The 20,532-nt window shown below is 58.5% G+C and carries 19 protein-coding genes; 8 read left to right on the top strand and 11 right to left on the bottom strand.

Going from position 1 to position 20,532, the window contains the following annotated elements; translation table 11 throughout:
- Positions 1-5 precede the first annotated feature (5 nt).
- The 3 genes from coaE (at position 6) to yacG (ending at position 1,811) form a co-directional block, all read left to right on the top strand.
- The gene (coaE, locus tag D3870_RS02720; protein WP_119736463.1) at positions 6-638 is read left to right on the top strand and encodes a dephospho-CoA kinase; all 633 of its coding nucleotides are present in this window, start codon (positions 6-8) and stop codon (positions 636-638) included.
- Between the two features lie 104 nt (positions 639-742).
- Positions 743-1,498 (top strand): cell division protein ZapD, encoded by a 756-nt coding sequence (gene zapD, locus D3870_RS02715; protein ID WP_119736462.1) that lies wholly within the window; start codon positions 743-745, stop codon positions 1,496-1,498.
- 124 nt (positions 1,499-1,622) lie between these two features.
- On the top strand, positions 1,623-1,811 hold the full coding sequence (yacG, locus tag D3870_RS02710) for a DNA gyrase inhibitor YacG (protein ID WP_119736460.1): 189 nt from the start codon (positions 1,623-1,625) through the stop codon (positions 1,809-1,811).
- Between the two features lie 160 nt (positions 1,812-1,971).
- Here yacG and D3870_RS02705 read toward each other — a convergent pair whose 3' ends face one another.
- From D3870_RS02705 to secA, 4 genes are all read right to left on the bottom strand, one after another.
- Positions 1,972-2,382 (bottom strand): NUDIX domain-containing protein, encoded by a 411-nt coding sequence (locus tag D3870_RS02705; RefSeq protein ID WP_119741576.1) that lies wholly within the window; start codon positions 2,380-2,382, stop codon positions 1,972-1,974.
- A 21-nt stretch (positions 2,383-2,403) separates the two neighbouring features.
- On the bottom strand, positions 2,404-3,285 hold the full coding sequence (locus D3870_RS02700; protein ID WP_119736459.1) for an ATP-binding protein: 882 nt from the start codon (positions 3,283-3,285) through the stop codon (positions 2,404-2,406).
- Between the two features lie 90 nt (positions 3,286-3,375).
- Complete coding sequence (argJ, locus tag D3870_RS02695; protein ID WP_119736457.1) at positions 3,376-4,614, bottom strand: bifunctional glutamate N-acetyltransferase/amino-acid acetyltransferase ArgJ; 1,239 nt, start codon at positions 4,612-4,614, stop codon at positions 3,376-3,378.
- 256 nt (positions 4,615-4,870) lie between these two features.
- On the bottom strand, positions 4,871-7,636 hold the full coding sequence (gene secA, locus D3870_RS02690; RefSeq protein WP_119736455.1) for a preprotein translocase subunit SecA: 2,766 nt from the start codon (positions 7,634-7,636) through the stop codon (positions 4,871-4,873).
- Positions 7,637-7,638: 2 nt separating this feature from the next.
- Between secA and D3870_RS02685 the strand changes: the two genes are divergently transcribed.
- Entirely contained in the window at positions 7,639-7,821 is a 183-nt protein-coding gene (locus D3870_RS02685) for a hypothetical protein (protein ID WP_119736453.1), read from the top strand.
- Between the two features lie 138 nt (positions 7,822-7,959).
- Here D3870_RS02685 and D3870_RS02680 read toward each other — a convergent pair whose 3' ends face one another.
- A complete protein-coding gene (locus D3870_RS02680) occupies positions 7,960-8,910 on the bottom strand; it encodes a M23 family metallopeptidase (protein WP_119736451.1) in 951 nt (316 codons plus the stop codon).
- 51 nt (positions 8,911-8,961) lie between these two features.
- Here D3870_RS02680 and D3870_RS02675 point away from each other — a divergent pair, with 51 nt between their 5' ends.
- A complete protein-coding gene (locus D3870_RS02675; protein WP_242489839.1) occupies positions 8,962-9,462 on the top strand; it encodes a DciA family protein in 501 nt (166 codons plus the stop codon).
- A 60-nt stretch (positions 9,463-9,522) separates the two neighbouring features.
- On the opposite strand, the gene lpxC is transcribed toward D3870_RS02675, so the two are convergent.
- Positions 9,523-10,461, bottom strand: coding sequence for a UDP-3-O-acyl-N-acetylglucosamine deacetylase (gene lpxC, locus D3870_RS02670; protein WP_119736449.1), 939 nt, complete (start codon positions 10,459-10,461; stop codon positions 9,523-9,525).
- Positions 10,462-10,579: 118 nt separating this feature from the next.
- The gene (gene glpK, locus D3870_RS02665; RefSeq protein WP_119736447.1) at positions 10,580-12,076 is read right to left on the bottom strand and encodes a glycerol kinase GlpK; all 1,497 of its coding nucleotides are present in this window, start codon (positions 12,074-12,076) and stop codon (positions 10,580-10,582) included.
- On the opposite strand from glpK, the gene D3870_RS21920 reads away from it, so the two are divergent.
- From D3870_RS21920 to D3870_RS02655, 3 genes are all read left to right on the top strand, one after another.
- A complete protein-coding gene (locus tag D3870_RS21920; protein ID WP_147375691.1) occupies positions 12,075-12,254 on the top strand; it encodes a hypothetical protein in 180 nt (59 codons plus the stop codon). The two genes, glpK and D3870_RS21920, sit on opposite strands and share 2 nt — an antisense overlap.
- 316 nt (positions 12,255-12,570) lie before the next feature.
- Positions 12,571-13,710: an ABC transporter substrate-binding protein gene (locus tag D3870_RS02660; protein ID WP_119736446.1), complete on the top strand. Its 1,140-nt coding sequence runs from the start codon at positions 12,571-12,573 to the stop codon at positions 13,708-13,710.
- A 555-nt stretch (positions 13,711-14,265) separates the two neighbouring features.
- Positions 14,266-16,209 carry an acyltransferase family protein gene (locus D3870_RS02655; protein WP_158590363.1) on the top strand — a complete coding sequence of 648 codons (1,944 nt, stop codon included), beginning with the start codon at positions 14,266-14,268 and terminating at the stop codon, positions 16,207-16,209.
- Positions 16,210-17,431: 1,222 nt separating this feature from the next.
- Here D3870_RS02655 and D3870_RS02650 read toward each other — a convergent pair.
- The 4 genes from D3870_RS02650 to D3870_RS02635 form a co-directional block, all read right to left on the bottom strand.
- The gene (locus D3870_RS02650; RefSeq protein ID WP_119736442.1) at positions 17,432-18,955 is read right to left on the bottom strand and encodes an IS1182 family transposase; all 1,524 of its coding nucleotides are present in this window, start codon (positions 18,953-18,955) and stop codon (positions 17,432-17,434) included.
- A 146-nt stretch (positions 18,956-19,101) separates the two neighbouring features.
- Entirely contained in the window at positions 19,102-19,401 is a 300-nt protein-coding gene (locus tag D3870_RS02645; protein ID WP_147375690.1) for a hypothetical protein, read from the bottom strand.
- 218 nt (positions 19,402-19,619) lie between these two features.
- Complete coding sequence (locus D3870_RS02640; RefSeq protein WP_119736439.1) at positions 19,620-19,961, bottom strand: copper-binding protein; 342 nt, start codon at positions 19,959-19,961, stop codon at positions 19,620-19,622.
- A 55-nt stretch (positions 19,962-20,016) separates the two neighbouring features.
- On the bottom strand, positions 20,017-20,529 hold the full coding sequence (locus D3870_RS02635; RefSeq protein ID WP_242489838.1) for a cupredoxin domain-containing protein: 513 nt from the start codon (positions 20,527-20,529) through the stop codon (positions 20,017-20,019).
- Positions 20,530-20,532 lie beyond the last annotated feature (3 nt).

Genomic DNA, 20,532 nt, shown 5'->3' with positions numbered 1-20,532 from the left:
AATCGATGTCACATCCGGCTCATTCGCGCGTCCGATTTTCAATCGGACTGACCGGCGGAATAGGCAGCGGCAAGAGCACTGTCGCGGACTTGTTCGCAGCACGCGGAGCCGCCGTCATCGACACTGATCTGATTGCCCACCAGCTGACTGCTCCAGGCGGCGCAGCCATCGCGGCCATCCGTACGCAATTCGGCGATGCATTCATCACGTCTGACGGCGCGATGAACCGTGCGAAGGTGCGCGAGCATGTGTTTGCCGAGCCCGAGGCAAAGACGCGTCTGGAGGCGATTCTGCATCCGCTGATCCGCATCGAAACCGAACGCGCCGCAGCCGTGACCAAAAGCGCTTACCTCATGTTCGTGGTGCCGCTGCTGGTCGAGTCGGGCTCATGGAAAACGCGCGTGTCGCGCGTGCTGGTCATCGACTGCCCGGAAGAACTTCAGATCAGCCGCGTGATGACTCGCAGCGGATTGAGCGAGTCGCAGGTGCGCGCCATCATGGCGGCGCAGGTGCCGCGCGCAACGCGGCTTGCGGCGGCAGATGACATCATCACGAACGACGGCAGCGCGGAGGCACTGACATCGCAGGTGGACCGGCTGCATGCGCTCTATGCTGCGTTGGCAGTGGAAAATACCTAGGTCGGCATTTGTAATTTTCCATCGCTTCGTTCAGAATCACGTAATTATCGCCCGACACTTTTTTGTTCGACACTTGCCCGGCTCAACTACCGAGGGATGCCATTTTGATCATCTACGAATACCCTTTCAATGAGCGTATTCGCACTCTGTTGCGGCTGGAAGACCTGTTCGAGAAATTCGTCTTTTTCTTGCATCAAGAACATCCGCAGCAACATCATGTTGCGCTCGCGACCATATTCGAAATGCTGGAAGTGGCTGGCCGTGCCGATCTGAAATCCGACCTGCTGCAGGAACTGGAACGGCAGAAGCAGATGCTCTTGAGTTTCCGCGCCAATCCCAACGTCGAGACCGATCGGCTGGATGCGGTACTGGCTGATGTCGATCGCAGCAGCACCGCGTTGATGGCGGCACAGGGCAAGACAGGTCAGAACGTGCGCGACAATGAATGGCTGATGAGCATTCGCGGCCGCACCATCATCCCGGGCGGCGCATGCGAATTCGACCTCCCGTCCTACCATGCGTGGCAGCAGCGCTCGTCACAGCAACGCTTCAACGATATTTCGAACTGGTTTGCGCCGCTGACTCCACTGTTCGACGCGATCGGTGTCGTGCTGCGCCTGCTGCGCGAGTCCGGCCGCGCCACCCGAACCATTGCGCAAGCTGGCAGCTATCAGCAAATGCTTCAGGGCAAGGCCTATCAAATGTTGCGTCTCGCAATTGATGAAACGCTGGGTGCGATTCCCGAAATCTCCGCCAACAAATACATGCTCTGGGTTCGCTTCACGTCACAGGATGGCGACATGAAGCCGAAAGCATTCGAGAGCGACGTTCCGTTCGAGCTCACGCTCTGCAACTTCTGAAGCCCGGTTCACGGAAGCATTGTCAGCCACTCTTCTGCGCGCGAAGTCCACTCCTGCAGCGCTACAATTCACAAATATCCAAACAGCGGCATCAATCGCGCTGATGATTCTGGAGGTATCTCACATGGCAACCATTGTCGATTGCCCCACCTGCGGCAAGAAAGTCGAATGGTCCGAGGAAAACAGGTTCCGCCCATTCTGCTCCGAGCGGTGCAAGCAGATCGATCTCGGCGCGTGGGCTGAAGAAAAATATGCAATTCCCGCCGTTACGCCGCCGCAAGAAGCGGACGACGACGATATTCCATCGCGGTAATTGTCGATCATGTGCCAGCGGCAAGATGACATGCAGCGGCATACGATTGGCGGAAATTGCGCAGGCGCGCCGACAAGTCGCGGCAGGACTGCGCTGAGGATGCACAACGATTTCGCCCGTGATCGCCGGTACATCCCAGACCGGCGTTACTGGCCGTCGGTCAAGCCGCGTAACGCAGCTTGTCCAGCCATTCGATCAATGGAATCGTCGCCGGCAGCAACGGTTCCACGTCCACGCTGCCCTGCCACGCAAATGCCTGCCCTTCCAGACTTTGCGGTTCGCCGCGCCAATCGCGGCTGATATAGAAATGCAAGCGCACATGGGCATGCGGATAGACATGCTCGACGCCACACCAGGGCTCGGCCGAAATGATTTCGACGCCAAGCTCTTCGATCAGCTCGCGCTTGAGCGCATTCAGGATGGATTCGTCACGCTCGACCTTGCCTCCCGGGAACTCCCAATACCCGGCGTAGGGTTTGCCGTCAGGCCGTTGCCCGAGCAACACATCGCCGTTCGGCTTCATCAGAATACCGACTGCGACATCGATCGGGGAGGACATTGTTCCGGACATGTTCATGCAACGTAGAGGCAGTTATCTTTTCGCTTCGGCGGTCTTGCCGGCATGGTCCCTTGCGAACTGCCACGCCACGCGGCCCGAGCGCGAACCGCGCTGCAAGGCCCAGCGCAATGCGTCCGGCTGTGCCGCCGCGATCTGTTCAGCATTGCAGCCGAAATGCGCCAGCCAGTGTGCAACGATATCGAGATAGTCGTCCTGCTTGAACGAATAGAACGAGACCCACAGGCCGAAACGTTCGGATAGCGAAATCTTCTCTTCGACGGTTTCGCCCGGATGCAGGTCGCCGTCCTCGGTATGCGTGTAGGACGCGTTGTCGGACATGCGTTCCGGCATCAGGTGCCTGCGGTTGGAGGTCGCATAGATCAGGACGTTGTCCGACTGCGCGGCGATGCTGCCGTCGAGCGCGACCTTCAATGCTTTGTAACCGCTCTCGCCTTCCTCAAACGACAAATCGTCACAGAAAATGACGAAGCGCTCGGGCCGCCCCGCCACCAATTCCACGATATCTGGCAGATCCGACAGGTCATCCTTGTCCACTTCGATCAGGCGCAGTCCCTGTTTTGCATACTGGTTCAGACATGCTTTGATCAGCGATGACTTGCCTGTGCCGCGCGCTCCGGTCAGCAAGACGTTATTGGCTGGTTGTCCGTGCACGAACTGCTTCGTGTTCTGGTCAATCTGCTGCTTCTGCGCCTCGATGTTGCGCAAATCGGAGAGTGCGATGTGCGAGATGTGCGACACCGATTGCAGGTAACCGTGGTTGCCGCCTTTCGATTTGCGCCAGCGAAAGGCGATGCCGGCATTCCAATCCGGGGCGGCGCCGCTTTGCGGCAGGATCGATTCAATGCGTGCGAGCAGGGCTTCGGCACGAACGAGGAATTGGTCGAGTTGGGTCATGTCGGAAATGCTTGCTTGCCTGCGGTGATTCAGGCGTAGACCGGAATCCCGCGGGGCATTGTTGTTGTGAACCGCGCGAGTCCGGGCGATTCAGGAGCGGTAATCCGCATTGATGCTCACGTAGTCATGCGACAAGTCGCAAGTCCATACGGTGGCCGCCGCAGTGCCGCGCGCGAGCTTCACGCGGATGGTGATCTCGCTTTGCTTCATCACGCGCTGTCCATCCGTCTCCTGGTAATCGGGATTGCGTCCACCGTTCTTTGCGACCCACACATCATCGAGATACAGGTTCAGCTTCGACACATCGAGATCGTCGATGCCGGCATAGCCGATCGCCGCCAGGATCCGGCCCAGGTTCGGGTCGGATGCATAGAAGGCCGTCTTCACCAGCGGCGAATGTCCGATCGAGTAGGCGATCTTGCGGCATTCCTCGACGTTCGCGCCCTCTTCCACGGTGATGGTCATGAACTTGGTCGCGCCCTCGCCGTCGCGCACGATCATTTGCGCCAGCTCCTGCGACAGGCCGATCACCGCTTCGGCCAATGCCTTGTATTCAGGGGTATCGATCTCGTTCACTTCCAATCCGGCGGCACCTGTCGCGATCAGCATGAAGGAGTCGTTGGTCGAAGTGTCGCCATCGATCGTGATGCAGTTGAAGGATTTGTCCGCCGCCTCCTTCACCAGATGGTCGAGTACCGGCTGCGCAACCTTCGCATCCATCGCGAGGTAACCGAGCATGGTCGCCATGTTCGGTTTGATCATGCCTGCCCCCTTGCTGATGCCGGTGAGCGTGATGGTCTTGCCATTGATCGTGACGCTGCGCGATGCCGCCTTCGGCTGCGTGTCGGTGGTCATGATCGATTCCGCGGCGTTGTACCAGTTGTCGGTCTTCAGATTCGCAATCGCCTGCGGCATGCCGGCCTTGATCCGGTCTACCGGCAGCGGTTCGAGAATCACGCCGGTGGAAAATGGCAGGATCTGCGCCGCATCGCAACCGAGCAATTCCGACAATGCCAGGCAAGTCGCATTCGCATTGGCCAATCCTGCCTCGCCCGTGCCTGCGTTCGCATTGCCGGTGTTGATGACCAGGGCACGTATCGGCGCGCCCGACATGCGCGCGGCTTCCAGATGCGCCTTGCATACCTGGACCGGAGCGGCGCAGAAACGGTTGGTGGTAAATACGCCAGCCACCGTTGCGGTGGGAGCAAGCTTCATTACCAGCAGGTCTTTGCGATTGGCTTTGCGCACGCCGGCTTCAGCGTAGCCGAGTTCGATGCCGGCGACGGGTTTCAGGTTGGCGGCGATGGGAAGAGGAAGATTGACAGCCATGGCGATTGAATTGGTGAGTGTCGTGGAGGTAAGGCGTTATTGTAATCGTTCGGTGAAAGATGTCTGGATTGCGCCCATCCGATGCTTCTTTTGTGCCACATCACTTCGAGCGGAACGAGGTGGCTCGATCGGATGCCATTGCATCGACGCTTCAGATTCCCCTCGTCGCCCGGAATGACGGTGGGCGGCGGCCTTGCCAGGCCAACAATGACAAAAGGGCGGTTACCCCGCCCTTTCATCGTTCCAGTCAGTTAGGTTATGCCAGCTTGCCGTGGCACTGCTTGTACTTCTTGCCGCTGCCACAGGGGCATGGGTCATTGCGGCCAACCTTGGGCAAGGCGTTGACCACGGGGTGCGGATGCGCATCTTCCTCAGCCACGGCAGGCGCCAGCAACTCTTCCGCTGCCGCGTTTGGATTGAAGTCCGCGTGCTGATAATGCACATTGGCCACGTGCGGCTGTGCAAGCTGCTCCTCCGCCGCATCGATTTCCTCGCGCGTCTGGATGCGCACGGTCATCACGACCCGCACCACTTCGTTCTTGATCAGCTCCAGCATCTGGCCGAACAGTTCGAAGGCTTCGCGCTTGTATTCCTGTTTCGGATTCTTCTGAGCATAACCGCGCAGATGAATGCCCTGACGCAGATGATCCAGCGCCGCCAAGTGTTCGCGCCAATGCGTATCGATGCTCTGCAACATGACGCTACGCTCGAAGCCGGAGAAGGCATCCTTGCCGATCACGCCGACCTTCGCGCTGTAGGCGTCGTCGGCTGCCTTCAGCACCCGCTCCAGCAATTCCTCGTCGGTCAAGTCGGGCTCGGCTGCCAGCATCCCGGAAAGCGGCACCTCCAGCTGCAAGTCGCCGGCCAACGCTGCTTCCAGCGCCTTGATGTCCCACTGTTCCTCCACCGATTCCGCCGGCACATGCGTGCGGAACAGCTCGGTCAGAACACCGTGCCGCAGCGATGCGATGAGTTCGGAGATGTCGAGCGATTCGAGCAGTTCATTGCGCTGCTGATAGATCACCTTGCGCTGGTCGTTGGCAACATCGTCGTATTCCAGCAATTGCTTGCGGATGTCGAAGTTGCGCGCCTCCACCTTGCGTTGTGCAGATTCGATGGAGCGCGACACGATACCGGCTTCGATCGGCTCGCCTTCCGGCATCTTCAAGCGGTCCATGATTGCGCGCACGCGGTCGCCGGCGAAAATCCGCAACAGGGGATCGTCGAGCGACAGATAGAAACGCGACGATCCCGGATCACCCTGACGGCCGGAACGGCCGCGCAACTGGTTGTCGACGCGCCGCGATTCGTGGCGCTCGGTGCCGATGATGTGCAGACCGCCTTGTGCGACCACGTGATCATGCAGCGACTGCCATTCGTCGCGCAATTGCTGCGACTTCTGCTGCTTGTCGTCATCGGACACACTCACATCGGCTTCAATGAATTGAACCTGCTTGTCCACGTTGCCGCCGAGCACGATGTCGGTTCCGCGACCCGCCATGTTGGTGGCGATGGTGATCATCTTCGGACGGCCGGCCTGCGCGACGATTTCCGCTTCGCGGGCGTGCTGCTTTGCATTGAGCACGTTGTGCGGCAGCTTCGCCTGGGTCAGGACGCTGGACAGCAATTCGGAATTCTCGATCGACGTCGTACCGACCAGCACCGGTTGGCCGCGCTCATGGCAATCCTGGATGTCGATGACCATCGCGTTATATTTTTCCTGCGCGGTCTTGTAGACCTGATCGTGGCGGTCCTTGCGCTGGCTCGGCCGGTTCGGCGGGATCACCACGGTTTCGAGGCTGTAGATTTCCTGGAATTCGTAGGCTTCCGTATCCGCCGTGCCGGTCATGCCCGCCAGCTTGCCGTACATGCGGAAGTAGTTCTGGAACGTGATCGAGGCCAGCGTCTGGTTCTCGTTCTGGATCTTGACGCCTTCCTTGGCTTCGACTGCCTGGTGCAAGCCGTCGGACCAGCGGCGGCCCACCATCAGACGACCGGTGAATTCATCGACGATGATAACCTGGCCGTTCTGCACGACGTAATGCTGATCCTTGTGATACAGCGTGTGGGCGCGCAATGCGGCGTACAGGTGGTGGATCAGGGTGATGTTGGCGGCGTCGTAGAGCGAGGCGCCTTCCGGCAACAGGCCCATGCGCGTCAGGATGTCCTCAGCCTTCTCGTGTCCGGCTTCGGTCAGCAGCACCTGATGCGCTTTCTCATCCCTGGTGTAATCGCCGGGCACTTCGATCTTGCCCTTGCCGTCCGGCGTTTCCTCGCCGATCTGCAAAGTCAGCAGCGGCGGTAGGGCATTGATCTTGATATAGAGATCGGTGTGGTCTTCGGCCTGGCCGGAAATGATCAGCGGCGTTCTGGCCTCGTCGATCAGGATCGAATCCACTTCATCGACGATCGCGAAATTCAGGCTGCGCTGCACGCGTTCCGCAGAGTCGTAGACCATGTTGTCGCGCAGGTAGTCGAAACCGAATTCGTTGTTGGTGCCGTAGGTGATGTCGGCAGCGTAAGCGGTCTGCTTGACGTCGTGCTCCATCTGCGACAGGTTGATGCCGGTGGTCAGGCCGAGCCAGCCGTACAGGCGGCCCATCCATTCGGCATCGCGCTGCGCGAGGTAATCGTTGACGGTCACGACATGCACGCCCTTGCCGCTCAACGCGTTCAGGTACACGGCCAGCGTCGCCATCAAGGTCTTGCCCTCGCCTGTACCCATTTCGGCGATCTTGCCGTCATGCAGGACCATGCCGCCGATCAGCTGAACGTCGAAGTGACGCATTTTCAAAACGCGCTTGCTGGCTTCGCGGCAAACGGCAAATGCTTCCGGCAGGATGTCACCGAGTTTTGCGCCCTTGGCGATGCGTTCCTTGAACTCCGGCGTCCGGGCTTGCAACTCGGCGTCGGAAAGCTTTTCCATCGCCGGCTCGAGCGCGTTGATTTCGCGGACAGTTTTTTGGTATTGCTTGATCAGCCGTTGATTGCGACTGCCGAAGATCTGAGTCAGTAATGACATGCTTGGATTCTAAAAAAGACGCCGTAAAAAAACTGTGCGATTACATCAGCCGCACGGTGGTCGAGGCAGAGCCAAATGGCGAATTTTATCATGCGCCCCTGAAGCGGCTGCGCGCCCGGAAAACTGTTTCCATGCCAGCATCGGTGAAGATTCGAGAGGTTGCCGTCCTTGATTTTCCCGTCTGAGCATCTTTGCAAAGTGGGGATTGTCTCCGAACAAACAATGCCTGTCGGAATGAATCGCGTCGAATTTTGGTGCAGCACGGTGCATGAGACATGCCTGCGTGAAATTCGTTCGTCTGCCCGAATCGCGATGCAACAAGGTCACCGTCCTGCCAACGTCGCCATCCGCTGCTGGTTTGCGCCGGCGGCCAGAAACTTGTTCGGATCCTGGTGCACCCCCTTGACCAGCACTTCGAAGTGCAGATGCGGGCCGGTGGAGCGCCCTGTCGTGCCGATATCGGCGACATGCTGACCGCGCTTGACGATATCGCCGACCTTGCCCAGCAGCCGCGATGAATGCGCATAGCGCGTGACGATATCGTTGCCGTGGTCGATTTCGATCATGTTGCCGAACTGGTAATGATATTCCGCCGTGATCACGACGCCGCCGGCAGCCGCAACGATGGGCGTGCCGACCGGCGCGGGGAAATCGATGCCTTCATGGAAAGCCTGACGTCCATTGAAGGGATCGAAACGCCAGCCGAAACCGGACGCGTTGTAGCTGACGTTCACCGGCTGGATGGTCGGCAACAGCTTCGACTTGATCTTGTAGCTCATCAGCGTGGTTTCAACCACGTTCATGTAATCGGCGCGATGCTCGACATTCCTGGACATGACGTCCAGCGCCTTTTGAAACTCGCTCATGCTCAAGGGCTCGTCCTTCAGGCTCGACGGCTCTGCGCCGCCGCGCCCCGGCATTTCCTTGAAATTGAATTCCTGCGGCTTGACGCCGGCCAGCCCTTGCACTCGCTCCCCCAAGGCATCCAGTCGCATCAATTGCGCCTGCATCTCGCCCAGCTTCATCGCCATCGCGGCAAGGTTTTCTTTCACGTACCGGTCTTTCTTGCTGGCCTCATCCTGGCTGGCGGTCGCAACAAAATTCTTGACGAACGGCAGCTTGAGTTCGGCGGCATAGCGGAACGTGAGGTAATAGAGCAAGGAGGCCGCCAGGATCACGGACAACACCAGACCAATGGCACCAAGCATGAGGTGCCAATGCGTCAGGGTCAGCGTCCTGGCATTGAAACGGGGGTGCAGCAGAATAATTTGCATATCGCTTCCTCTGACTCGTCCGCCGTGGATGAGGTGTGATAAGGTTCGCGCATGATGCGCTCGTCCTCATTCCAGTCTTCACCCCGCAGGGGTACCCGGTCTGCACAAACGACGAAAGGCGCTGCGGACTTCTTGCGGGCACACGACAAAATGTCCGCCCTGTTGCCCGCGGTGACGCGCATGGCCGCGTTGCAGAAGGATTGCTCGACCATTCTGCCCGCCGTGTTTGACACATGTTCGGTCTTGAAATTCGAAGCGGATCAGCTGGTATTGACGGTGCCGAACGCAGCGCTTTCCGCAAAACTGAAACAGCAATTGCCAAAACTGCAAGACAATCTGGTGCAGCGAGGCTGGCAGGTTAACGCAATCCGACTCAAATTGCAACCGAGAAAGATTGACGAAAAGTCACGCAAGATCAAGCAGTTAGTGCTGCCTTCGCAAGCAATTTCTTCATTTGACGCACTGAGCAGCTCGCTCGAAAATTCGCCGCAAAACGAGCCATTGAAAGCCGCGATCAATGCGATGCTGAGGCACCATCGCCAAGCGCGCTAGCCGTTTCACGCGGAAGGAAGTTGGAGGCCGGCCAAGGCAAGGTGCAGACCGGCAGCAGATTCAGGTAAGCGCCCACTCTTGTCCGGCCTGCCCTGCGTAGGCGCGAGGCGCGGCATCGACGGAGTCAAAAGTCACGATCTCGTATGCATCCGGCTGCGCCAGCAATGCGCGCAGCAACTGATTGTTGAGGGTATGGCCCGACTTGTGCGCGGTGTAGGCGGCCAGCAGCGGATGCCCGACCAGATAGAGATCGCCGATTGCGTCCAGGATCTTGTGGCGCACGAATTCATTCTCGTAGCGCAGGCCATCCGGGTTCAGGATGCGGTACTCGTCCATCACGATCGCGTTTTCAAGCGAACCGCCGCGTGCCAGGCCCATGCCGCGCAAGGTTTCCACGTCCTGCATGAAGCCGAAGGTACGGGCGCGCGACACTTCCTTGACGTAGGACTCGTTGCCGAAATCGACTTCCGCAGTCTGGCCGGTGCCGTCGACGGCGGGATGATTGAATTCGATGAAGAACTTGAGCTTGAAACCGTTGTACGGATCGAGGCGCGCCCATTTTTCCTGCGCACCTTGGCCCTCGCGGACTTCCACCGTTTTTTTGACACGGATGAATTTCTTGAGTGCGTTCTGCTCTTCCAGACCGGCCTGCTGCAGCAGGAACACGAAGGACGACGCCGAGCCATCCATGATCGGGATTTCTTCCGCCGTGACGTCCACATGCAGGTTGTCGATACCGAGACCGGCACAGGCTGACATCAGGTGTTCGACGGTCGAGACCTTCGCGCCGTCCTTGTTGTCGAGCACGGAGGCCATGCGCGTATCGCCGACGCCGGTCGCGCTGGCGGGCAGATCCACCGGCGGGTCCAGATCGACGCGGCGGAACACGATGCCGGTATCGGGCGCGGCCGGGCGCAGCGTGAGCTCAACCTTGGTGCCGGAGTGCAGGCCGACGCCAATGGTCTTGATGAGTTGTTTGACGGTACGTTGTTTGAGCATTGTGGAAGTATAGCAACTAACCGACGGGTCAATTGTTTGGAGATGTAACCCTGTGGGGCTTGTACCACATTGATTTCATGACACTTTCCGGAATGAATACCTTGACTTGCAAGCGGCGCTACCGCGTGTGTTCGTCCCAATCGCGCGCCCTTTCGACCGCACGTCGCCATGTGGTGAGCCGTTGCTGCCGCTCATCGACGGACATCGCCGGTTCGAAGCGGCGCTGCACCTGCCATTGCGCGACGATTTCCTGCTGCGATTGCCAGAAGCCGACTGCAAGACCGGCAAGATAGGCAGCGCCCAATGCCGTTGTTTCTATGACTATGGGCCGCACGACCGGCACACCGAGCACGTCAGCCTGGAATTGCATCAACAAATCGTTGCAGGCAGCGCCGCCATCGACGCGCAATTCGGTCAGACCGACCGCCGAATCCTTCTGCATCGCTTCCAGCACATCGGCGCTCTGATACGCGATGCTGGCCAGGGTCGCGCGCGCAATATGCGCCCGGGTCGTGCCGCGGCTCATGCCGACGATGGTGCCACGCGCGTAAGCGTCCCAGTAGGGCGCGCCGAGTCCGGCGAAGGCCGGCACGAACACCACACCGCCGGTGTCGGGCACGCTCGCAGCGAGCGCTTCGACATCGGACGATTGCCGGATGATGCCGAGTCCGTCGCGCAGCCATTGCACGGCAGCGCCCGCCATGAACACACTGCCTTCGAGCAGATAGTCAGTCTGGTCGTCGCGCGTCCAACCGACAGTGGTCAGCAGGTTGTTGCGCGATGCGACCACATCCTTGCCGGTGTGCATGAGCATGAAGCAGCCGGTACCGTAGGTGTTCTTCGCCATGCCAGGCTGATGGCAGGCCTGGCCGAAGGTGGCGGCTTGCTGGTCACCGGCGATGCCGGCAATCGGGATCTGCGCGCCGAACAATGCGGCTTCGGTGTGGCCGATGACCTGGCTGCTGGCGACGACCTGCGGCAACAGGCTGCGCGGTATGTCGAGCAGTGCCAGCAATTCATCGTCCCATTGCAGGGTGTGGATATTGAACAGCAGCGTGCGGGAGGCATTGCTGGTGTCGGTGACATGCAGTCCTCCGCACAGCTTGAAGATGAGCCAACTGTCCACCGTGCCGAACGCAAGTTCGCCGCGCTCGGCTCTGGCGCGCGCGCCGGGCACGTTGTCGAGCAGCCATTTGAGCTTGGTGCCGGAAAAGTAGGAATCAATCACCAGGCCGGTCTTTTGCTGGAACAGCGGCCCCTTGCCTTGTTCGCGCAAGGCATCACACAAGGCGGCGGTGCGACGATCCTGCCAGACAATCGCATGAGCGACGAGCTCGCCGGTCTTGTGGTCCCACAGTACCGTCGTTTCGCGCTGGTTGGTGATACCGATGGCGGCGATGTCCTTCGCGCCGACACCCTGCTCCTGCAATACCTGCCGCGCCACCGCAAGCTGGCTGCGCCATATGTCGCTGGCGTCGTGTTCGACCCAGCCGGAGTGCGGGAAGATTTGCAGAAACTCCTGCTGCGCCGTTCCCTTGATGTTACCGGAATGGTCGAACAGAATTGCGCGTGAACTTGTCGTGCCTTGATCCAGCGCGAGGATGTATTGAGTCATGGGCTTCCTTGAACAGGAGTCATGTGAACGCATTGCATTGTACCGGCAGGTGAAATGGAAAAAGCGTGGCCTGAGCCTGCGTGCATCACCGTCATGCGACTTGCTACCCGACGGCACCCTGCGCGACGTCGACCTGCGCGAAGTGACGGCTTCATCTCTCCGACAAGGTGTGGTCTGAGAACAGGCACAAGCCCACTTCATCTCGGATGATGGCGGCCAACCATTTCCGTACACGGACTTGCCAAGTGCTAGCCGCGCTCCGACGACAGTCAAAAACGGGACAATCCTCGGCAAATATGCCACATTGTTTCTTGACGGCAATACAAAGGATGATGTCTACTTCAGTTCACCATTCCTGCGTCCTGCGACTTGATTCGCCGAACTTCCGCCCCTCGTTCTTCTGAAACCGTCTTGATGAGCGACGTCGGCTCCGACCACCCTGCTCTGGATGCAACGATAGTTAAACAAAAGATAACCCCGGAAGGGAGATATACATGATTGCATCCGCACGAAAAGTTCTTTGCTACGCAAGCCTGTTCACTGCAATGGCAGGCACCGCCCCTGCATGGGCTGACATCAACATCGCGCACGTCACACCCATGAGCGGCCCCATCGGCGTCGAGGGCAGGGAATACGACATCGGCATCAACGTGGCCATCGCCGCGATCAATGCGGAGGGCGGCATCGCGGGGAACAAACTCGTCGTGCGCACCGAAGACGATGAATACAAGCCGGAAAAGCGGATCAGCATCATTCGCAGCCTGGCACGCACGGATACCGTCGCGATGCTGTCGCCGATCGGATCGCCGGCCATGACCAAGGTGTTGCAGGACAAGGTGCTGGAAGAAACCGGAATCCCTGTGGTCGGCGTCATCCCGGGCGCCGAACCGCTGCGTCATCCGCTCAATCCGTATCTGTTCCACGTGCGCGCCGGTGACGCCGACCAGTACCGCAAGCTGGTCCGCAATGCCCTGACGATCGGCCTGAATCGCATCGCGGTCGTCTACGCGGACATCCCTTTCGGCAAATCCGGGCTTGCCATGATCGAGTCCATGCTGAAGGAGCAGAAGCTGGAAGTCGCGGTGCGTGCACCGATTCCGGTAGCGTCAAACACGGACTACTCGGCGACGCTCTCGTTGCTGGAGAAGACCCAGCCCAATCTGGTGGTGATGGTCATACCGGCGCAGATCGCGGGTGAGTTCCTGCGCGCCTATCGCGACCGCGGACTGAAAATGCAGCTCACGACGCCGTCGTACGGCAATCCGGACACATTGTGCAACGTGGCGACGGCGGCACGCGCGCGTGGCGTCAGCGTCGCGCAGGTCATGCCGAATATCCGCAACACCACGCTGCCGATCGTGCGCTCCTATCAGACGGAGTTGAAGAAATACGGCCCGAAGGATGCAAAGCCGAACGTGCTGCAATTCGAAGGATACGTGACCGTCAAAGTGCTGGCCGAAGGCCTGCGGCGCATCAACGGCACGCCTACCCGCAAGTCCCTGATTGCCGCACTGGAGTCGATGAGGAAGACGGATATCGGCGGTTTCGTCGTCGATTATTCGCCGACCAAGCATACCGGCTCCGAATTCGTCGATATCGGCATCATCAGCAATGACTGCAAGCTGATGTTTTGAGGGGTTGTCGCGGTGGACATGCAGCAAACTTACTCCGCTCACTGCACAAATTTCCAACTCTGTTCGCGTGGGCACTACGTGTCCACCCTACTTGGCTATGCCTTAAAAAGTATGTGACTGAACGACAAGAGCAAATATGCTCCAAGCACGATAAAAAACTTCGTTAAGTCGCCTTCTTTGGCACGACCAAGTACCCCCTTGATAACAAAGAAAATTACGCCTAAGCCTAGAACTTTAGTAACAATGTCCAACGTGCTTCCTATCCAAATGTATTTCGATGAACGAACCGCATGTCAGGCGCATTACACTACAAAGTCTGTATGAAACACATGCCATAAATATGGCAGCTCGGTAGGGCAATGGAATGGACTCCTCCCCCTACGGCCCGCCATGCTCAAGCAAGGTTGACAATCCTGCATATATGGGATGCAAGACGTCCTCCATTGCATGCCGGTTGACGGCAGCATCCCCTCGCGCTCCGCTCGCAGCGGGTATCATCACCGCCAATCCGCATCCACACCGCCTCGACAGCGGCGAATCACCAGGCAACTATCCATGACAGGCAGCACAGGCAAGATCTCCTACCGACCCGACGTCGACGGCCTGCGCGCCATTGCAGTGATGTCGGTGGTCCTGTTCCATCTGGATTTCAACGCGCTGCCCGGCGGCTTCGTCGGCGTCGATGTGTTCTTTGTGATATCCGGATTCCTGATCACGAAGATCATTGCCGCCGAGATCGCGGATGGCACGTTCTCGTTCAGGCAATTCTATGCAAGGCGCATTCGCAGAATCCTGCCGGTGTTCTTTCTGGTCGTCGCCGCCACCATCGCCGCGGGCAGCATCCTGCTGCTTCCGGAAGACCGGAACGCATTGCTGAAATCGGTGCAATTCGCGCTGCGGTTCGGCGCGAACATCTATTTCTCGAAGAGCCAGGGTTATTTCGACCTGTCATCCGAGGAAAAGCCGCTGCTGCATCTGTGGTCGCTGTCGGTTGAGGAACAGTACTACTTCATCTGGCCGCTGCTGCTCGTGCTGCTTTATGCGACGGGAAGACGGCTGTCCGGGCAGGCACCGCAGCAGAAACTCATCATCGGCATCACCGCTGCGCTGACCGTGGCAGGCTTCGTCTTCACGCAGCACGCGATTGAAACCCATGCGGCAAAGGAACGTCTCTATTTCCTGCTTCATGCCCGGTTCGGCGAACTGATGATCGGGTCGCTGACGGCAATGCTTCCCCCCCTCCCGCGTGACCGAAAAACGCTCGCGAATGTTCTTGCCGTCTGCGGCATGTCCGGTCTCCTGCTCGCCTTGTTTGCCATCGACCGGCACGATGCCTTCCCCGGCTACAACGCGCTGCTGCCCTGCCTGAGCGCGGCCTTGCTGCTCCATTCGGGCCAGTCCGCGCACGGGGAAGGCACGATCGCATCGCGGATGCTGGGCTCGCGCGCGCTCGTGCAGATCGGGCTGCTGTCCTATTCGATCTACCTGTGGCACTGGCCGATCCTTGCGTTCATGCGCTACGTGTACGGGCGCTACGCACTGCCATTGACCTGGAGTGTCGCCGCGGTCGCACTGATGTTGGCCCTGTCCTGCCTGTCGTATCTGCTGCTGGAGAGGAAATTCAAGCGCATGACGATGACGTTCGGCCGCGTCGTCGTCGCCGTCTTTCTCGTTCCGGTCGCTTGCCTGACAGTGATCAGTATCTACGGAACCGGCGAAGCGACGAACGCGCAAAACACGCAGAACGAGCAGTTGACGACCTACGGCACCGATGTCTGTCACGGCAACTTCGACATGCGCTGCGTGCGTGGCGATCCCGAAACGGCTCCGCGCATTCTGATGTTCGGCGACTCGCATGCCGCCTCGCTCAACGGCTTCATCGATGTCGTGGGCCGGCGCGAGCACTGGTCCGCCATGATGGTCAGCGCAAGCTCGTGTTCGCCGGTGTTCGGATTCGACGAAGGCGTGCTGCCGGATTATTCGAGGGAGCCCTGCGCGAATCTCAAGAAGTTCGTCGTCGACAACCTTCATAAATACGACGCGGTGTTCATTGCATCCTACTGGCCGTTCCACCTGGGCTGGACCGATACGTCCGCCGACAAGGACTATGTGCGGAAGTTCAAGAACACGCTCGAAACCATTGCGCACAGCAAGCCGGTCTATGTTTTCTCCGACGTGCCGCGACTGGCGATCACGCCGGCAAGGTCGGCGCATTTTTCCACGCTGCGACTGCACGTCGAGCGCCCGCAATCGCGCGAATACGCACGCGCAAACGAGACCATCAGGCAGATCGTGCTCGCCGTGCCCAATGCGCACTGGATCGACATCGCGGCGCCTCTCGCCGGCTTCGACCGCTTCCCCGATCATGGCGGACTGCCGATGTATCTGGATGCCGAACACCTGAACCTGCACGGCAGCGTGGCGCTCGGCGAACGATTCTCCGATGCAGCGACAATCCTGGAACGGACCGGGCCCACGCAATTGTCCGAGCTGCGCTAGAACGGTAGCCCGGTAGGGCGGAAAAGCGCAGCGCCTTCCGCCGTATGTGCACGTTACGTGATGTCCTTTCCGTTATCGTGTCGACTGCATATCCATTGATGAAGCGTATCGAAGCTGACGTTTGGCATAGCATGCGGCGGAAGGCGCTACGCTTTTCCGCCCTACGTCCCTAATCATAACTTTCTGCGCTTCCAAGCGAATACCAAGACAGCACAACCCAACGCGGCCAAAATAACAGCTGAATAATTGAAGAATGTCGCCCACCATTCATACTTAGCGGGTTCCGCAGTACGTACAACTACGGTTAAGGAACGGCCACCAAATTTCATTGCTCCGCTACGCTCCCTTTCCTCTACGGTCGCCCAACATCCTAATGAAATGGTAAAAAAAACGATTGCACCCCAAATGAGCGCTCGAAATTGTGATTGGTGATTCGTTTTCACGCGACCTCTAACGTTGGAGTTCAGCGGCTGCCGCAGGCAGTCCGCTGCAATGACTGGTTAGGGCTCAGCGCTCATCGATTGCAGGCAGCCTCGGCCGGCATTTCAGAGGGGTTCGCAAGCCAAGCGGCAGTTAGAGCTGAGCGCTTCTCCCAATGACTGTTTGCTGCTCGCACGACGACTTCCGAGCGGCACTCGGACGTCTCTCGGATATCGGCCATCAGGAGGACCGAGTTACTTAGCGGGGTAGGAATTCCCATTGACGATGGAGCAAGACGAGCTATTAGCACAGTAGTAGCCCCGAGCTGCTCGGCGGACAGGACTAACCGTGACTTCTCGTATACGACGGTCGTCTGCCCCATCGGAACAACGCCGATGCCTCTGGGACTCACAAAGCACGCCGACCACGCTGATTGAAGCCGCTGCGCCGCCGTGCTTGGACTAAGTTCGGAAGAACAAACGCGGTTGTGGGTCGTAACTGAAGCGAGCATCTCGCCGCGAGATTTTGGAGTTGCGCAGCCTACGACCGAGACGCAGGTTGCCAGAACAAGCAATGAAGTTCGCATTTTTGACATTCTGTGTTGATGGCCTGGGCCCTAACGACGCTGTAGAAAAACCCCATTCTGAACACCCGGTTCAGCCTGCGGCGGCATTTTTTCAAACCATTCCGCGATTTTCATTTTCGGATTCCTGTTTTTATCGAACATCGTCGCTGCAAACAGGCCTTGTCTGACAAGCCTGTTCGCGCGATACCGCGGCGAGCCGGCATTCTTCCGGCCTCTTTATTGCGCATAACCGTGGTTCGCCAGTTTTTCAACATTATGTACCAGGCAGTACAGTTTCCACTGTCCGTCCACCTTGGCTTTTCCCCGTAGCGTAAAGCGGTGCAGCCGCTTGTTGCCGCGCAGGTTGCCAAACACCGGCTCCACCGTCGCAAAGCGGCGCGTGATCATTTCCCGACCCGCATCCGAATCGATTTTCACCTTCATCCGGTCAACATGATTTTCGTGGATGTCTCGTTTTCCCTGGAAGAAGGAGACCTGCCGGGTTGCCGTCTTCTCGGGTGTGCGCAAGCATTCCTTGCGCCGTTCGCACGGCACGCAATCCTGTTTGGCGCCACTGAACTTCATCGCCGCATAGCCATTGATGGTGCAATTCGATCCGTTGCTGTAGAGCCGCTTGCCTGCCGGACAAAGACAGTGGGAGCGATCCTCTGCCAGCCGGAAATCCGCCGTCTTGAAGCATGTGGATTTCTTTGGTGGTTTGGCTTTGTTCCACAGCGGGTCAGGCTTGGCAGCATGGACATGCCGGTCCGCATACCGCTCATCCCGCTTGCGATAACCATTGTCTGGCACATAGGCATTGATCTGCAGTTGGGCCAGTGCCTTCAGATTGGCTTGCGAATGATAGCCGGCATCGGCGGTGATCACCGTCTCGACGCTGCGTAGTGCCTCTGTGGCCTGAATCACCGGCAGCAGCAGTTCTTGTTCCGAGCCAGTGCCGTGCGCCTGCGCATCGACGATGATTTGGGATTTCTCATCGACTGCGGCCACACCGGTATAGCCTTGAATCACGCCTTTGCCGGTGGCCATCTTGGCCGATTCATTGTCGGTGCGATTGGATAGGCGAATGCTGCCTTTGCTTCCCTTGCGATCTTCCGGGTTCTTGTTGAGCCAGTCGCGCAGCTGCTGCGCTTCCTTTTGCAGGCGTTCCAGTTTCTGCGCTTCGCGCTTTGCCAATGCCTCGTCGGTGGGGGCGTTGTCGGCGCTCTGGTGCTTCTCCAGCAGCTGTTTGGCCGCGTGCTCCATCTTGTCAACCTGGCGCTGATAGTCGGCGCGCGTACCTGATTTCGCTTTACTCGCATTGGCCGGAAGCTTGACGCCGTCAATGGCGAACATCTCGCGTCCAATCAAGCCCTGACGGTCGCAAATGAGCAGAACTTGCGCAAACAGTCGGGCAACCGTATCGCCCATGCTCGAGACAAAGGCGGCCAGTGTGGTGAAGTGGGGTTGGCTGTCTCCCGAGACGGCGATGAACAGCACATTCTCGCGGCACGCCGCTTCCATCTTGCGGCTGCTGATGATGCCCCGGCTGTAGGCCAGCAGGATGATCTTGATCAGCACCGCCGGGGCGAAGGCAGAGGCGCCATCGACATCATTCCTGTAGCGGGCATGGAAGGCGGACAGATCGAGTTCATGATCGACCAGATGGCACAACGCGTATTCGAAACTGCCGGGAATGACTTGCCGGTCAAAGTCGACCGGCAGCAGTTTCAAGCCTTGGTGGATCGGTTTGAATCGCGCCATGTCGCACCCATTCGTGTGTTACGCCATGAACAAAGTATGCCGGCTCTGCCGATCCGGTTTTTGAGCAATTCGGGTTTTTCTACAACCTCAACGTTTAAGGTGACCGGCGCGAAGCGCCCGAGTCGAGTGAAAAGTTAAATGTTGAATCAATCATCGTCCGCCCCGTCAAATGATCGCCCTTTGTTTCCTGCGCGTGGCGACAAATCATAATCACCATGGTCAGTCTCCTCCCGGTACTTTCTCGACGGCGGTTCCGTACGGCGATGTACAGCAAATACAATGATTGCCCCAAGTATCGGTAGAAGCCAAACCAATCCCAACTGTGCAATTCGCTGAACAGGTTCTGATAAGTCATCACGCAGGACGAAGAGTGTCGCCTTTATGCTCATGGCCAATACAACCACCAAGAGGAGCGCAGCAATTGCAATGTCGATCGCCATATGCATTTAACTTGATTTAGATGTCATTTCCTGTCCGCCTAACTCGGCTCCGTGACATCTAACCTGGGAAGCCGGACGGGCGCAAACCGTTGTCACATGGCCGTTTCAGAATTGCACTGAACAAAAACACAGCACTAAATAACCGTGAAAAGCGTCAGCCAGTTTATACCTTCGTTTACAAGAGCCGCAAGGTCGCTTGGACACGCCATGCCCAAGCTATCCGACTACTTCCTTACCTCGACACGCGTGACTGTAAACTGCCCGCCTGACTTGTCGGCGACGAAGCGAATCTTGTCACCAGCCTTTAACTGATCAAGCACGCTCGCATCCTTGACGCGGAAGACCATCGTCATCGGCGGCATGTCGAGATTCTTCAGTTCGCCATGCTTGATGGTGACCTTGCCGGCGTCCTTGTCTATCTTCTTGACTTCACCGTCCGACATGGCGGCGCTGTCTTGCGTCGGTTTTGTTTCGGCGGAGCCGGTGGTGTCGGTCGCTGCGGCAGCAATCAATGGGGTCGCGAGGCCGAGCAGGGCCGCCAGCGCAATAGCGGATAGATGTTTCATGTGAGTCCTTTCTGATGTTGTGCTGCATTGGATGAGTCCTGAATAGCACGAGTGTTTATCTGGCGACGACGCGAATCCTGCCGATCATCCCTGCTTCGAAATGTCCGGGCGCGAGGCAGCCGAAGTTGAAATCGCCCGGTTTCGTGAACTGCCAGATCATTTCTTCCTTTGCCCCTGGTTTCACGTGCGCCATGTATGGCTCGTCGTGTTCCATGCCCGGATGCTTTTTCATCAGTTCGCCATGCGCCTTCAGCTCGTCCATCGTGCCAAGCACCATTTCGTGCAGGGCTTTTCCGTTGTTCTTCACGACAAAGCGGACGGTTTCTCCCTGCTTGATCTGCAGCTCGGACGGCGTGAAGCGCATGGTGTCGTTCATGTCGATCGAGACCGTGCGTGTGACGCGCTTCGGATCGCCTTCCTTGCCGAACGGATGTTCTTCCGTCGAGATGGCTGAGCTCTCCTTCTTGTGCGCATCGCCGTGAGCGAACACCACCGGTGCGGCAAGGACGAGGGCGGTCGCGAATGTGGCTGTGGTCAGGCGATTGATGCGCATTGCATGTTTTTTCATGTG

Origin of the sequence: Noviherbaspirillum cavernae (assembly GCF_003590875.1) — a bacterium.
GTDB lineage: Bacteria > Pseudomonadota > Gammaproteobacteria > Burkholderiales > Burkholderiaceae_D > Noviherbaspirillum > Noviherbaspirillum cavernae.
Note: the sequence above shows the minus strand (reverse complement) of the source record. Positions and strands in the feature narration are given on the sequence as shown.